We start from the raw sequence: 14,115 nt of genomic DNA, 5'->3' as shown, positions 1-14,115 counted from the left end.
CTTCGCTGACCCGATTCGGTGATGAAATAGCAGCTTGTGTCGATGGCGCCTTCAGGATTTTCCGATGCAGACCGCACGGCGAGGACCTTTAGATTGCGCCACCGCTCTGTCTGCCCATGTCGCCCGCGTCGATGTCAGTCTCCCGTTCGTCGTTTCTGTCCCGGTCCCGTCTGTTGCGTGTGCCGTCATTCTCCGAGTTGAGCCCCTGGCGGGCCTGGATCCTCCTGACGGCGATCTTGTCTGGTGCGGTGGCGCTGGGATATGACGGCATTCGGATAGCGCAGATGCTGCTGCTCGCGCTGCCGGTGCTGACATGGTTGCTGTGGCCAGTGCGACGCCCCGCCTGGGTCTGGGTACGCGGGGGAGTGACCTTCGCCACGGTGACGGTCTTCCTCCTTGACGCGGCCTTGCGCCACTATCTACATGACCACTACCAGGCCGCCGCCGACAGCGCCTTGGTCATGAGCGCAGCCGCCAATACCAACTCACGGGAGACCTGGGAATATCTCGCCTCCCAGTGGCCGTCGCTGGCGGTCGTCGGCGCTGCGCTGGCGGTCGCCCTGGCCTTGGCCGGGCTGCTGTCGGCACGCGCCGGGCGACGCGAAGGTGAACTGGGGCGCGGCGCCCGCTGGGTCTTGATCCTGCTGTTGATCCTCGGCAGCGTGGGTTATGTGAGCAAGCCGTGGCGACGCCTCCATCCCGTGCTGTTCTGGCCCACCTGGTCGCTGAAGGTGGAGGCGCTTCGCCAGGGTTGGGCCGATCAGCAGGCGCAGCGCGAGCAGCTCATGGCAAACGCCCGCCGCGCGCAGCCGACGATGGCGTGGTCCGGATCCTCCACCGTGGTGTTGGTGCTGTCGGAAAGCCTGAACCGGGACAACATGAGCCTGTACGGCTATAGCCGCCCGACCACCCCGGGCCTGGTCTCGATGCGGCATGAGCTCGGCCATCAGTTGCTGCAGGTGCGTGACGCCTGGTCGGTGCAATCCGCGACCGTGCCCTCGCTCAGCGGCATCTTCAGCTTTGGTGAGCGTGATGAGACCCGTCCGGTAGGCCAGACCCAGCATCTGCTCGCACTCAGCCGTGCGGCGGGTTACAAGGTCTGGTGGATCAGCAACCACGACGATGTGGCGATCGAGCAGCAACATGCGCGGCTGGGCGACCATGTCTGGATGGTCAATCGGGCGCCGGGCCGTTCCAGCGCCATGCTGGATGGCGGCTTGCTGGATGAGTTCGAGACCGCACTGAAAGCGCCCGAGTCCCGCAAGCTGATCGTGCTGCATCTGCTGGGCGCGCATCCGCATTACCAACTGCGCTTCCCGGCAGGGGAGCATCCGTTCGACGAGGCCCAGGACGAGGTCGACCGCGGCATGGTCGCCGCCGGACGACCCTTTTGGCTGCGCGAGCTGCGACGGGACTATGACGCGGCCGTGCGCTATCACGATGGGGTGGTGGTGGACACGCTGCGCCGCACCCGGGCAGCAGTCGGGCCTGCTGATAACGCCGCCTGGATGCTGATGTCCGACCACGGCCAGGAGGTCGGCCACACCGTCAACCAGGCGGGCCACAGCCCCGGCACGGCGGCGGGCTATCGCATTCCGCTGCTGGTCTGGCGACAGGGCGGCCCCGACCCGCAGGATACACGGGCCGCCAAGGGCTTCGATCCCGCCCTGGCGCGTCGCCCCTTTCGCGCCGACTGGGCCGCCTGGACGCTGGCGGATCTGCTGCAACTGCGATGGCAGGGCCGTCAACCGACCCGCAACCTGCTCGATCCCGCCTACCGCTGGGAGGCCCCCACCATCCCGGTGCCGGGATGGCGGGCGGAGGGTTGAAGGCGCCCGTCCGCCGCACCGACCTGCGACCGATGTCCTCCGCCCGACGCCCCGGCGAAGACGGATGGCCGAACGCCCCTGCCATCGGTGCCGCGACGAGCGAGATCAGTCGTCCGTCGCTGCAGGGCCGTCCGAGCTGGCGCTGCCGTTTGGGAGCGGGGGCGCGCCCGTGGCGGCATCCGGTCCGGCTGCCAGCACGTTCAGCGGAATCTTCAGGTAGCTGACGCCATCGCACTCCGGCGGGGGTAATTGACCGGCTCGGATGTTGACCTGGATCGACGGCAGGATCAGTGTGGGCACATCCAGATGGGCGTCGCGGCCTTGTCGAAGCGCCACGAAGTCCACCTCGCTCACCCCATCATGCACATGGATGTTGCGGGCGCGCTGATCGGCCACGGTGGTTTCCCACGCGGGTGCGCGGCCGGCGGGTGGATAGTCGTGGCAGACGAAGAGACGGGTGTCGCCCGGCAGGGCCAGCAGACGGCGGATGGAGCGGAACAGCGTGGCCGCATCACCACCGGGAAAGTCCGCGCGCGCAGTGCCCACATCCGGCATGAAGAGGGTGTCGCCCACCCACACGGCATCGGCGATCCGATAGGCCATGTCCGCCGGCGTGTGGCCCGGCACATGCAGCGCGCAGGCTTCGATCTCGCCGATGAAGAAGGTCTCGCCGTCCTGGAAGAGGTGGTCGAACTGTCGGCCGTCGGGCAGGAACTCGCGCTCCAGGTTGTAGAGCTTGCGGAAGGTCGCCTGCACCTCGCGGATGTGCTCGCCAATGGCGATCCGCCCGCCTGCGCGGCCTTGCAGGTGATGCGCGGCGGAGAGGTGATCCGCATGCGCATGGGTCTCCAGGATCCATTGGAGCGACAGCCGATGCGCGTCCAGGTGGGCCAGCAACCGGTCGGCCTGCGTGGTGGTGGTGCGACCGGACTTGAGGTCGAAATCCAGCACCGGATCGACGATCGCCGCCTGGCGGGTTGCCGGATCGGACAGCACATAGGAGACGGTGCCGGTGCGGTCGTCGAAGAAGGCCTCAACCGCCAGTGGGTGCGGGCGGGCGGCGGACAGGGTGAGGGCGGGCGCGGTGGGGACGGTGGGCATGGGGCGCTCCGGTGAGGGAGGGGTCGGCGAACAGAAGAACAGAAGAACAGAAGAACGGAAGAACGGAAGAACGGAAGAACGGAAGAACGGACGTCGGTCGCGATGTTGACAGAGATGGCGTCAGGGAGCGAGGTGATCGACTCAAGGCGCATGACGGTGCGCAAGTTCGTGCGGTGACGTGGCATGAGGCCGCATCGCCCAGGAAGACTCAGCGCCGCAGGAACGCCCATTGACGGCTGAGCAGATAGGTCCCCGCAGCCACCCCGACCAGCACCATACCCAGCGCCAGTTGATAGGACTGTTGCGTCCAGCGGAGCATCGCGGCGTAGGCGACTTCATTGACCAGGAAGCCGGCAGCGGAGATCGCCGCAAAGCGGGGCGCGGTGGTCCCCATCGGCGCGCCATGGCCGCGAAAGGTGAACCCATGGTGTCCGGAAAATGACACGCACAGGGCGACCAGCCAGCCGCCCAGGTTGGCCACGAGAGGATGCCACTGAAGGCCTTCGACCAGCGCAGCCACCACCAGCCAGTGCACCAGCGCGGCCAGGCAGCCCACAGCGATGAATCGAGCGACCTGGATCATGATGAAGGTGTCGATGGCGGGCCTGAACCCGACGAAAGGGGTGACCGGTATCCGGAAAAGTGGGCCCGGCCTTGGGGACGCGATCCCCGCGCTCGGGGAGGCGAAAAGGGGGCTGGCCTTGAGCGGGAGCGCCCCTGCCCGCCCGCGGAGGGCGCGGCGTGCGATGGTAGCCGAGGCGGGCCCGCAGGCGGTCCGCCGCAGCGCCGGCCTCGGAGCGCGTCACGCGTCACGCATCAGGCAGAGTCGGTGGCGGAGGCGGTGGCGGAGGCGGAGGCGGTGGCGGAGGCGGTGGCGGTGGCGGAGGCGGTGGCGGAGGCGGTGGCGATCAAATGGCGTGACGCATGCCCTGCTGCGGGCGCCGCTGTGCGCCGGTGGCGGACCGAGGGCGCTTCCTTCAGCGTGCGTTGAGGTCGCCGCGCACAACATCGCGGCGTTCGCCCGAAACCAACCTCAGACCGTGCCCCCCGTTGATTTCTCATGCGTCGAGGGCACGCCCTGCGTGTCCTCCGCGTCCTCGTGGGCCGGAACTGACGCACTTCGCGAAAGATCTGAACCATTGACCTGATCGGGACGACCTAGGCGGCCCAATGACTGAAGGGAGTCGCCCGGACCGATCGGCGGCGGCGAAGTTGTCGCGAACCGGCGCACGGACGAGGTCCGTGCTCGCCTCGGCGCCGTATTTGCGCCGTAGGTTGCGCCGTAGTTTGCGCCGTCGCGCCGCCTTTGAAGCTGTCGATCGTTGACAGCTTCCTTAAGGAATCGATCAGGAGCGTCTCCCGATACTGACCTCATGACAGCCGTTCCCAATAGCCTGCCCACCCGCCGGAGCGAGTTGCGCCCCGCGACAGGCGAGCGAAGTGCCGCCGCGACGCGTCGCCAGACGATGGACACCGTCCGCCCCAGCCGACTCCGGCTGTCCTGCGTCATCCCTTGCCACAACGAGGCCCGCAATCTGCGCGACCTGTTGCCGCGCCTGTGCGAGACCTTGACCGACTGCTGCGACGCCTGGGAGTTGATCCTCGTCGACGATGGCAGCCGGGACGACACGGCGGCACTGCTGAAGATCTGTGCACGCCAGCCCGGGGTCCGCGCCATCCGGCTGTCACGCAACTTCGGCAAGGAGGCGGCGCTGACGGCCGGACTGACCGAGGCGGCGGGTGACGTGGTGGTGATGATGGATGCCGATCTTCAGCATGATCCCGCCCTGATTCCATCCTTCATCGCCCACTGGGCCCGCGGCGCCGACATGGTCTATGCCGTGCGCGAGCGCCGGGACGACGAGGCCTGGTTCAAGCGACTGGGCGTGCGGCTGTTCTACGGCTTGCTCAATCGCGCCGGCCGGTTCGAGGTCCCGGCCGGGGCCGGGGACTTTCGACTGCTGGACCGGCATGTCGTCGATGCACTGCTGGCCTTGCCTGAGCGCAATCGCTTCATGAAGGGGCTGTACGCCTGGGTGGGGCACACATCGGTCGCCGTGCCTTATCAACCCGATGAGCGGGCCCATGGCCGCAGCCATTTCCCGCCGCTTCGGCTGATTCAGCTCGCGCTGGATGGCTTGACCTCCTTCACCACCTGGCCGCTGCGCGCCGTCAGTGCCGTGGGCGTGATGCTGGCCTTGGCCGCCTTCATCTACGGCGCCTATCTCACGCTGGTGTTTTTCGTCTATGGCCACGTCGTCAGCGGATGGACCACCATCGTGGTGAGCCTGATGCTGTTCGCCGGCCTGCAGTTGCTGTCGCTGGGCATTCTGGGTGAATACATCGGGCGGATCTTCGAAGAGGTCAAGGCCCGCCCGCTGTATGTGGTGCGGGATCAGTGGGGACGGGGACTGCCCCCGGCGCAGGAATGAGGGCGCCGAGGGTGCCGCCCCGCCCTGAATGGTGGGGTGCGGTGACGCTCACCTTGATCTGGCTCGCCGCCACCGCCTGGGCGCGGCCGCTGATGCTCCCCGATGAAGGGCGCTACGTCGGCGTCGCCTGGGAGGCCCTGCGCAGCGGCCAATGGCTGGTGCCCACGCTCAACGGTCTTCCGTTCTTTCACAAGCCGCCCTTGTTCTACTGGATCACCGAGGTGGCGATGTCGTTGCTGGGTGTGAATGTCTTCAGTGCCCGGGCCGCGCCCATGCTGGGCGGTGCCGCCGGCGCGCTCAGCCTGTTCTGGCTGATCTATCGATGGCGCGGCGCCGCCCAGGCGCGTGCGGCGCTGGTCTCGCTGCTGGCCATGCCGCTGTTCTTTCTCGGTGCGCAGTTTGCCAATCTGGACATGCTGGTCGCGGGCTGCATCAGCGCCACGATCGTGCTGGCGGTGGATGCGTCGCTGCGCATGGAACACGGGTTGGCGTATCGCCGGCCGCTCACGGCGGCGTTCGCGATGGCGGGGGCGGGCATCCTGGCCAAGGGGCTGATCGGTGCGGTGCTGCCCGGCCTGGTGTTGTTGCTGTGGCTTGTCGTACGGCGGCAGTGGCGGGTGATCGGGGCTTTGCTCTGGTGGCCCGGCCTCTTGCTGATGCTGGCCATCGCCATGCCGTGGTTCGTGCTGATGCAACAGCGCTATCCAGACTTTCTGCACTACTTCTTCGTGGTCCAGCATTTCCAGCGCTTTGCCGCAGGCGGCTTCAACAACGTCCAGCCCGTGTGGTTCTACGGGGTGGTCCTGCCGTTGGTGAGTCTCCCGGCGTTGCCCTGGTTGTACCGAGGCTGGCGCGGGCGGCTTCGGCCCTTGGCGCCGGATGTCCATTCACTCGATGGCCTGATGGCGATCTGGTGGGTCGTGGTGGTGGCGTTCTTCTCGTTGCCGCAATCCAAGTTGGTCGGCTACATCCTGCCTGCCGTGCCGCCCATGGCCGGCCTGGTGGCGGCCGCCTGGTGCCGTCTCCTGCCCGTCGACTTCCGCACCCGAACCTGGGCAGGGGTGTCGTTGGCCGCCGGCGTCCTCATCGGACTGGCTGCGGTGACCGCCTATGCGCTGGGGGCAGGGCGGACGCACCGGGATTTGGCCCGCCAGCTCGCCGCGCAGCGCAGTGCTGACGAGCCGGTCGTGATGCTGGAGCGGTTCGACTATGACGTGCCGTTCTACGCCCGATTGACCACACCGATGTGGGTGGTGGAAGACTGGAACGATGCCGACCTCATGGCCCGCGACAACTGGCGCAAGGAGTTGGGCGACACCCGATTGTTCGCGCCTCCGGGCCAGGGCGACGCGAACTTCCTGACCCGCGCCAGCTTGCTGCCGGCACTGTGCGCGCATCCGGGCGCCTGGCTGGTGGGCGGCGAGCATCTGGCGCAGGAACTGCCATGGCTGCGAGGTGCCACCTTGATCACCCAGCAGGGCGGCAGCACGCTCTGGCATGTGCGCCGCGCCGATCTGGATTGCCGGTGGACGGGCGCAGCGCCATGACCGGCGACCGTGCGATCTGCATCGGCATCGACGACTTCGGCCTGCACGGCGACATCAATGCTGCAGCGATGTCGCTGATGTCGGAGGGCCGGGTGCATGCCGTCAGCTGCATGGTGGGCGCGTCCGCCTGGGCTGAGGGCGCCAGATGCCTTCGGCGAGACAGTGCTGGGCCGATCGACGTCGGTCTTCACCTGGACCTCACGGCCTATCCGCAGACCTTGCCGCCCAGCGAATGGCGGCGCCTCTGGGGCCAGGGCGTGATGGGACGACTGGATATTGCTGCGCTGCGCGGGGAGATCGGTGCGCAACTGGATGCGTTCGAACGCGAACTGGGCCGGGCGCCTGATTTTGTCGACGGCCATCAGCATGTCCATCAGTTTCCGCAGGTCCGGCATGCGTTGATCGACCTGCTGATGCGGCGCTTCCCCTATCGCAAGCCCTGGGTGCGATCCACGCGGGCGTCGGGTTGGGGGATCAAATCGCTGACGATCAACCATCTGGGCGGTCGTGCCTTCATCTCGGAGGCCGATACGCTGGACCTTCGACACAACCGCGCGCTGCTCGGTGTGTACGACTTCACCGGGGGGCCGCAGCGCTATGAGCGGCTGCTGTGCCGCTGGCTGAAGTCCGCCAGAGAGGGCGACTTGCTGATGTGCCACCCCAGCCGCGGTCTGATCCCAGGCGATGAGATTGCGCAGGCGCGTGTGGATGAGTACGCCGTCCTGTCCGGCAGCCGGTTCGACTGGATGGTGCGCTCGCGCGGGCTGCATCTCCGGCCGATGAGCCGCATCCTCGACGACGACCGCTGGGCCCAGGCGATGCGCCGGGCGGCCGGCGCGCCGGGAACATCGGTGCGCTGACGACGCTTCACAGGCGTTTCGGACCGCAGGGCAGGGCGGATCGGCGCCGCCCCTTGTCCGGGCGGGAGTCCGGGCAGGATCGCGGCGTGGATCCCGGGACTGGTGTCCCGTGCGGATTCGTTGGAAAAGGCAAGACCGGCAGGGAAACGAGCAAGTGGCTTGCGTCGCCGATGGGGACACTCCGGAGCACGGGATGGTTCGCGAAGGCTGTCCCACTGAACTGACTTACCGACGGAGAACCGCCCCATCATGAGCAAGCTCAATGTCAACGGCCGCGAGCACACGGTCGACATCGATCCCGGCACGCCCATCCTCTGGACGCTGCGTGACACGCTGGGGATGACCGGCACCAAGTTCGGCTGTGGCGCGGCCCTGTGCGGCGCCTGCACGGTCCATCTGGACGGCCAGGCCATTCGCTCCTGCGTCACGCCGATATCGGCTGCCGAGGGCAAGAAGATCCGCACCATCGAAGCCACCACCGACGGCAGCGACAAGGTCGGTGCGGCGGTGCACGCCGCCTGGGTCAAGCACGACGTGGCGCAATGCGGCTACTGCCAGAGCGGCCAGATCATGAGCGCGACCGCCTTCCTGAAATCGCTGCCCAAGGGCAAGAAGCCCACGCCAGAGGAAATCGACGGCGCCATGGCGGGCAACATCTGCCGCTGCGGCACCTATGCCCGGATTCGCGCCGCCGTGGCGGATGCCGCCCAATCCCTGGCCTGAAGGAACTGTTGCCATGATGCCTAAATTGAATGTGTCGGACCTGCCGCTCCACACCTTGGAAATGCCACGCGCCCTGCGCGAGCTGATGACGCGAGAACTCGCCGAGTCCGGGACCGCGCCCATGCCGCGACGCAGCTTCCTGAAGATGGCGGGTGCGGGCGGACTGGCGCTGGGGGCGTTTCCGCATCTGGCCAGCGCTCAGGCGGATGCGCCTGCCGCCGCCGGTCTCAAGCCCACGCAGCAGCCGTCCGCCTTTGTGCAGATCGCGCCGAGCGGCGAGGTCACGGTGACGATCAACCGGTTGGAGTTCGGGCAGGGCGTGCAGACCGGTCTGCCGATGATCCTGGCCGAGGAGCTGGACGCCGATTGGTCGCTGATCCGCACCCGCAACGGCTCGAGCGATCCGGCCTACATCGACCCGCTGTTCGGTCTGCACCTGACCGGGGGGTCCAACTCCATCAAGAACAGCTTCACCCAATACCGTGAACTCGGCGCCCGTGCCCGGGCGATGCTGGTGAGCGCGGCGGCCGCACGCTGGAAGGTGGATGCCGCCACGCTGCGAACCCAGGCCGGTCAGGTGATTGCGCCGGACGGCCGCAAGCTCGGCTATGGCGCGCTGGCCGAGTCTGCCGCCGCGCTTCCCGTGCCCGAACAGGTCGCGCTGAAGAACCCCAAGGACTTCCGACTGATCGGTCGTCCCACGACGCGGCTCGATGCGCGTGCCAAGAGCAGCGGTCGGCAGGACTTCGGCATCGATGTCCGACTGCCGGGTCAACTCACCGCCGTGGTGGCGCATCCGCCGGTGTTTGGGGCTCGTCTGAAGTCGGTGGATGACTCGGCGGCGCGTGCCATCAAGGGCGTCAAAGCCGTGCTGCGCATTCCCGGAGACCGAGGCGGCGAAGGCGTGGCCGTGGTGGCCGAGGGTTACTGGCCCGCCAAGCAGGGCCGCGACGCGCTGAAGCTGGCATGGGATGTGTCCAAGGTCGAGAAGGTCGACAGCGAACGGCAACTGGTGGACTACCGCGCCTTGGCCCAGACGCCGGGCCCCCGTGCCTTCGACGCCGACATGACCCCGCTGGCGACGGCGCCCCACCGACTGGAGGCCGAGTTCGTCTTCCCCTATCTGGCGCATGCCCCGATGGAGCCGCTGAACTGCACGGTGAAGCTGAGCGAAGGTCGGGCCGAACTGTGGGTCGGCACCCAGGGCCCGGGGCTGGACGGCGCGGCGGCGGCTGCGGTGCTCGGCCTCAAGCCGGAGCAGGTGGCCATGCATGTGCAGACGGCGGGCGGCGGCTTCGGGCGGCGATTCGTCGGGTCGAGCGACTATGTGGTGGAGGCCTGTCAGATTGCCAAGGCGGCGAGGGCGGCCGGACTGGATGCGCCGATCCGCACCCTGTGGAGCCGTGAGGACGACATCAAGGGCGGCTACTACCGCCCGATGCATCTGCACCGCGCCCGCATCGGCTTCGATGAGCGCGGCCAGGTACTGGCCTGGGACCATGTGCTGGTCGGGCAATCCATCACCGAAGGCACCGTCTTCGGCCAGTACCAGATCAAGAACGGCATCGACGGCACGGCCACCGAGGGTCTGCGTGATCCGTACCCGGTGCCGATGCGGCTGACGGTGCACCATCCCAAGCTGAATGTGCCGGTGCTGTGGTGGCGGAGCGTGGGATCGACCCATACCGCCTACGTGATGGAGACCTTGATCGACGAAATCGCCCGGACCACGAAGCAGGACCCGGTGGCGTACCGGATGCGCCTGTTCGGCGAGAAACATGCCCGTCACCGTGCGGCGCTTCAACTGGCCGTCGACCAGACCGGCTACGGCAAGCGCCAGTTGGCGGCGGGTCGGGCCTGGGGCGTGGCGGTGCATGAATCGTTCAGCACCGTGGTGGCATACGTGGTGGAGGCGTCGGTGAAGGACGGGCAGCCGGTGCTGCACCGCGCGACGGCCGGCGTGCACTGCAACCTGGCGGTGAATCCGCGCAGCGTGGAGGCGCAGGTGCAAGGCGCGGCGCTGATGGGCTTGTCGATGTGCCTGCCGGGTGCCGCGATCACCTTGAAGGATGGCGAGGTGCAGCAGAGCAACTTCGGCGACTTCCCGGTGCCGCGCATCACTGACATGCCGCAGATCGCGGTGCATGTCGTGCCGAGTGCCGATCCGCCCACCGGGATGGGTGAACCTGGACTGCCGCCGCTGGCGCCGGCGTTTGCCAACGCCATTGCGAGCTTGACGGGCAAACCGCTGCGGGAATTGCCGTTCAGGTTGGCGTGATGTGAGCGAGAGAAGGGTCCGGGGCGCGACGTCGGACCCTTCAACCGTGGATCTGGTCTGTTGCGACAGGCTGCCCTGTCACCAGTGACGTCACGCGCCGTGCCCTAGGCCGTAGCAACGCCTTTGGCTGGCAATGCCCAGACACTGTCAGGCTGCCCGTTCAGACCCCGGCGGAACGTCGCTTGTGCCAGACGGGCATAGGCCACCGCCAGCAGCAGCGCTGCCAAATCGACGCAGATTCGGTGGGCGTGCCCATCCAGCAAGGCGGCCACAGGAGACACCCCAGTACCGAGCCACGCCGCCGCCGGAACCGCGCCGGTCAGCACGGCGCAGAGCCACAGCAGCTCGTGTCCCCCGCGGGCGGGTGGACGAAGGAAGGCCCATGCCAGACTCGAGAAGAACACCGCCCAATAGACGGCGGGGTCCCAGCGCTCCGGCAGGGTTGCTCCGGAAATGAACAGCGACGACACGCCCGCAATACAGCCCAGGCAAACGCCCAGGGTCAGTCGTGCCATCAGTTGAGGTCCCCAGGCCTGTGCCGTCTGCTGGCGCCTGCGGCGTGATTCGATGTAGAGCAGATTGCCGCTATAGAACAGGAAGGCGCCCGACAGCCCAAGGACGAAATACATCCATTTCAGCAGGACGTCGCCAAAGTTTCCGTAATGCAGCGATATCAGGCCGTTCAGGAATCGCTTGCCCGGTGAATAGCTGCTGGGCTGATCCACGCCTTGAACCTCGCCGGACGCCCCATTCAGCGCGACCGCGACCCGTCGGCTCAGCATGCGCTGGTCGACCAGTCCGAACAGCGTGACCTGCGCATTCGCATCCCCGGGATCGTGGAAGGTCACTTCCGCCGGTTGGAAGCCTGGCACCTGATCTCGGCCGCGCTTCAGAAGCTCGGTCAACGGCAGCAGCGGACGGTCCTGCGGCTGCGTTTCCACATGCGCTGCCGTCTGCAGGTCGGGCTTGATGATCTTCAGCAGCTTGCCTTCGAAGACCAACATCTGGAAGGGCGCCAGCATCAGATAGCCAATGGCCAGCACCGCACCACTCCACGCAAAGATCACGTGAAACGGCAATGACAGCAGTCCGATGACGTTGTGCGCGTCCTGCCACAGCCGCTTGAGGTTGTGTCCGACGCGCAAGGCAAACAGGTCCTTGAGCAGCACCGGCGCATGAATCACCACACCGCTCACGAGCGCCAATCCATACAGGACACAGGCCAGCCCGAACAGCCGAGTGCCCCATGGCGCGGGCAGACCGGCGGTGAAGTGCAACCGGTAGATGAAATGAATGAAACCGCCGTGCGCTGCCGCCGGGGTCAGGCCTTGTCCGGAGTCATCCAGTCGATAGCGACGGTGCTCCGAATAGTCCTCGTTGTACCAATCCATCACCGGCTCGGCGGCTTCGAGATGCAGCTTGAGGTTGTGCGAATGCGGATGGGCGGCCTGCACCTGATCCAGCAGACGCTGCGCCCTGGCGAGCTTGTCCTCCTGATGGACGTCGCCAGACGGCCGGCGCCACCCGTCCAGTTCATGAGTGAAGACGGTTATCGCACCGGCGTAGAAGGCGATGAACAGCAGCAAGCCAGTGGCCAGGCCGACCCAGGTGTGCAGCGCCATGAAGCTGCGCAGCGTGGAGGATTTGAGCTTCATTTTGTTCAGGCGGCGACTTGGACCCAGCCGAGCAACTTGAGCAGGTGCAGCAGCCCATAGGACCCTGCGGTGAGCCCAGCCATCCATGCCCAGGCACGTCGTCCACTTTGGGCACTGAAAGCCGCGGACATCACCAAAATCCAAAGGGGGAAGGACAGCAGCAGCCACGGCAGGGTGATGACCTCCGGCCGGCCCGGCCAGCTCAGCGTGATCAGGCCGATGACCGCGGTAGTCAACGGCAGCCCCAGCAGCGCAGCGGCGAGCGATTTACCCCACATGGCTCGAAACTCCTTCCCCACCACGTCGCCAAGCCTGCAGGTAGGGCAGGCCCACGGCCACCAGCATGAAGGCGGTGAGCATGGCGAAACCGCCACTCCAAAAGCCGATCGACCACCATGCCGCGGCCCAAGCCAGCAGCAGCAGCAGCCATCCCGCTGAACGCCAGCGCGCCGGCGTGACGCTCATGCGCAACCGGTGATGGCGGCTTCCCAGAAAGAACGCCATGGCGGCCAGGGCGGCCAGTGCGGCATAGAGCAAGGACATCAGCGGACTCGTGCGAATCTGATACCGGCGCAGTGTAAATGACATTAATTCTCAAACGCGAGCAATTCTCGACTGGACGCGGGAATTCCCTGAATGCAGTGGCACGCGCTTGGCTCTCACTGCGGGCCCAGTGGCTGTCCTCAGTGCTGTCGTCATTGCGGTCCCCATTACGACATCCATGACGACATCCATTACGACGTCCATGACGACGTCCATGACGAGTTCCATGGCGACCTGCTCACGTCTCGATGCGGACCACCGCGGAGTGAACCAGGCTGCCAATCACTCGTGCCTGGACATGCACGCTCCGTAACTGGCTGGCCAAGTCGCCTTTTGTCTCGAAGCTCAGTCGAAAGGACGAACCAGCGGCATGTGCTGAATCGGCGATGAGCGTGGTGCTTGCTTCCAGGGGGAGGGGGGCAGGGGGGGGCATGGCGCACTCGGTCATTTGCACCTCGTCGAAATCCACGAACCGCTGCACCTGAGGGTGAATGGCTTTGTAGACGCATTCCTTGCCAGAGAAGAGGAGCGTGGCCCGCAATGCGCTCATCGGATCGAACCACCTTTCCCGTTCCCAGGGCGTGCAGCAAAGCGCCACGATGTCGCGCATCCCGCCCTCATCGACGATCCGCTCGCTGTCGATACCCAGGTGAAGATCCCCCGAGAACGGCCCCACCACGGCCCACGCCCCATCACCCGTGTGCGCGATCGAGCCGGTCACGCCCACTGGCCACCGCGGGGCCCCACCTTCGCCGATGGCAATCGGCTCGCACCGGCCGACCGCGTCCCGCATGGCTGTCTCTGCGCACAGCCGGCCGCCTACGAACGTGAGCTGACGTGCCCGGCTGGCGCGTTGAATCGACACCGGCAGTCCTTTCAGGACGAGGCCCTGAGTGCAATGGTCCAGATGCTGAAGATCCAGTCCGCGCCCGATCGCAGCGGGTGGCCGTGCATGCGGCGCCGGCGTGATGAAGCGCTCAATCGCGGCCAGCCGGTCCGGAGCCTGCGACTGGAACAGGTCGCGCACAGAGGCGCCCGGACTCAGCGGCGATGTCATGTCCCTGCATTGCGGACGGATAAGCGGAAATGGCGACAAGTTGGCAGGTGCGTTGTACATTGTTGAGAATTATTATCATCTACGTGACCT

At 66.7% G+C, this 14,115-nt stretch carries 12 protein-coding genes; 6 read left to right on the top strand and 6 right to left on the bottom strand.

The window, feature by feature from the left end:
* Window positions 1-284: 284 nt before the first annotated feature.
* Window positions 285-1,829: a phosphoethanolamine transferase gene (locus N4261_RS14270; protein ID WP_261755971.1), complete on the top strand. Its 1,545-nt coding sequence runs from the start codon at window positions 285-287 to the stop codon at window positions 1,827-1,829.
* 105 nt (window positions 1,830-1,934) lie between these two features.
* Here the strand turns inward: N4261_RS14270 and N4261_RS14265 are convergent, their stop codons facing one another.
* Both N4261_RS14265 and N4261_RS14260 read right to left on the bottom strand, forming a co-directional pair.
* Window positions 1,935-2,930 (bottom strand): MBL fold metallo-hydrolase, encoded by a 996-nt coding sequence (locus N4261_RS14265; RefSeq protein ID WP_261755970.1) that lies wholly within the window; start codon window positions 2,928-2,930, stop codon window positions 1,935-1,937.
* Between the two features lie 208 nt (window positions 2,931-3,138).
* Window positions 3,139-3,513, bottom strand: a complete 375-nt coding sequence (locus tag N4261_RS14260; protein WP_261755969.1) for a GtrA family protein — start codon at window positions 3,511-3,513, stop codon at window positions 3,139-3,141.
* 790 nt (window positions 3,514-4,303) lie between these two features.
* On the opposite strand from N4261_RS14260, the gene N4261_RS14255 reads away from it, so the two are divergent.
* From N4261_RS14255 to N4261_RS14235, 5 genes are all read left to right on the top strand, one after another.
* Complete coding sequence (locus tag N4261_RS14255; protein WP_435531926.1) at window positions 4,304-5,362, top strand: glycosyltransferase family 2 protein; 1,059 nt, start codon at window positions 4,304-4,306, stop codon at window positions 5,360-5,362.
* 41 nt (window positions 5,363-5,403) lie between these two features.
* Window positions 5,404-6,909 (top strand): ArnT family glycosyltransferase, encoded by a 1,506-nt coding sequence (locus N4261_RS14250; RefSeq protein WP_261755968.1) that lies wholly within the window; start codon window positions 5,404-5,406, stop codon window positions 6,907-6,909.
* Window positions 6,906-7,769 (top strand): ChbG/HpnK family deacetylase, encoded by an 864-nt coding sequence (locus N4261_RS14245; RefSeq protein ID WP_261755967.1) that lies wholly within the window; start codon window positions 6,906-6,908, stop codon window positions 7,767-7,769. Before N4261_RS14250 ends, N4261_RS14245 begins: the two co-directional genes overlap by 4 nt.
* Before the next feature lie 249 nt (window positions 7,770-8,018).
* Complete coding sequence (locus N4261_RS14240; protein ID WP_261755966.1) at window positions 8,019-8,492, top strand: (2Fe-2S)-binding protein; 474 nt, start codon at window positions 8,019-8,021, stop codon at window positions 8,490-8,492.
* A gap of 16 nt (window positions 8,493-8,508) precedes the next feature.
* On the top strand, window positions 8,509-10,770 hold the full coding sequence (locus tag N4261_RS14235) for a xanthine dehydrogenase family protein molybdopterin-binding subunit (protein WP_435532066.1): 2,262 nt from the start codon (window positions 8,509-8,511) through the stop codon (window positions 10,768-10,770).
* A 104-nt stretch (window positions 10,771-10,874) separates the two neighbouring features.
* Here the strand turns inward: N4261_RS14235 and N4261_RS14230 are convergent, their stop codons facing one another.
* The 4 genes from N4261_RS14230 to N4261_RS14215 form a co-directional block, all read right to left on the bottom strand.
* The gene (locus N4261_RS14230) at window positions 10,875-12,425 is read right to left on the bottom strand and encodes a PepSY-associated TM helix domain-containing protein (protein ID WP_261755964.1); all 1,551 of its coding nucleotides are present in this window, start codon (window positions 12,423-12,425) and stop codon (window positions 10,875-10,877) included.
* A gap of 5 nt (window positions 12,426-12,430) precedes the next feature.
* Complete coding sequence (locus N4261_RS14225; RefSeq protein WP_261755963.1) at window positions 12,431-12,703, bottom strand: hypothetical protein; 273 nt, start codon at window positions 12,701-12,703, stop codon at window positions 12,431-12,433.
* Window positions 12,693-12,968 carry a hypothetical protein gene (locus N4261_RS14220; RefSeq protein ID WP_261755962.1) on the bottom strand — a complete coding sequence of 92 codons (276 nt, stop codon included), beginning with the start codon at window positions 12,966-12,968 and terminating at the stop codon, window positions 12,693-12,695. The genes N4261_RS14225 and N4261_RS14220 overlap by 11 nt, the downstream gene beginning before the upstream one ends.
* 238 nt (window positions 12,969-13,206) lie before the next feature.
* Entirely contained in the window at window positions 13,207-14,085 is an 879-nt protein-coding gene (locus N4261_RS14215) for a 4'-phosphopantetheinyl transferase family protein (protein ID WP_261755961.1), read from the bottom strand.
* Window positions 14,086-14,115 lie beyond the last annotated feature (30 nt).

It is taken from the genome of Roseateles amylovorans, assembly GCF_025398155.2.
Taxonomy (GTDB): domain Bacteria; phylum Pseudomonadota; class Gammaproteobacteria; order Burkholderiales; family Burkholderiaceae_C; genus Roseateles; species Roseateles amylovorans.
The sequence above is the reverse complement of the archived record's forward strand: the minus strand, read 5'-3'. Positions and strand labels throughout refer to the sequence as shown.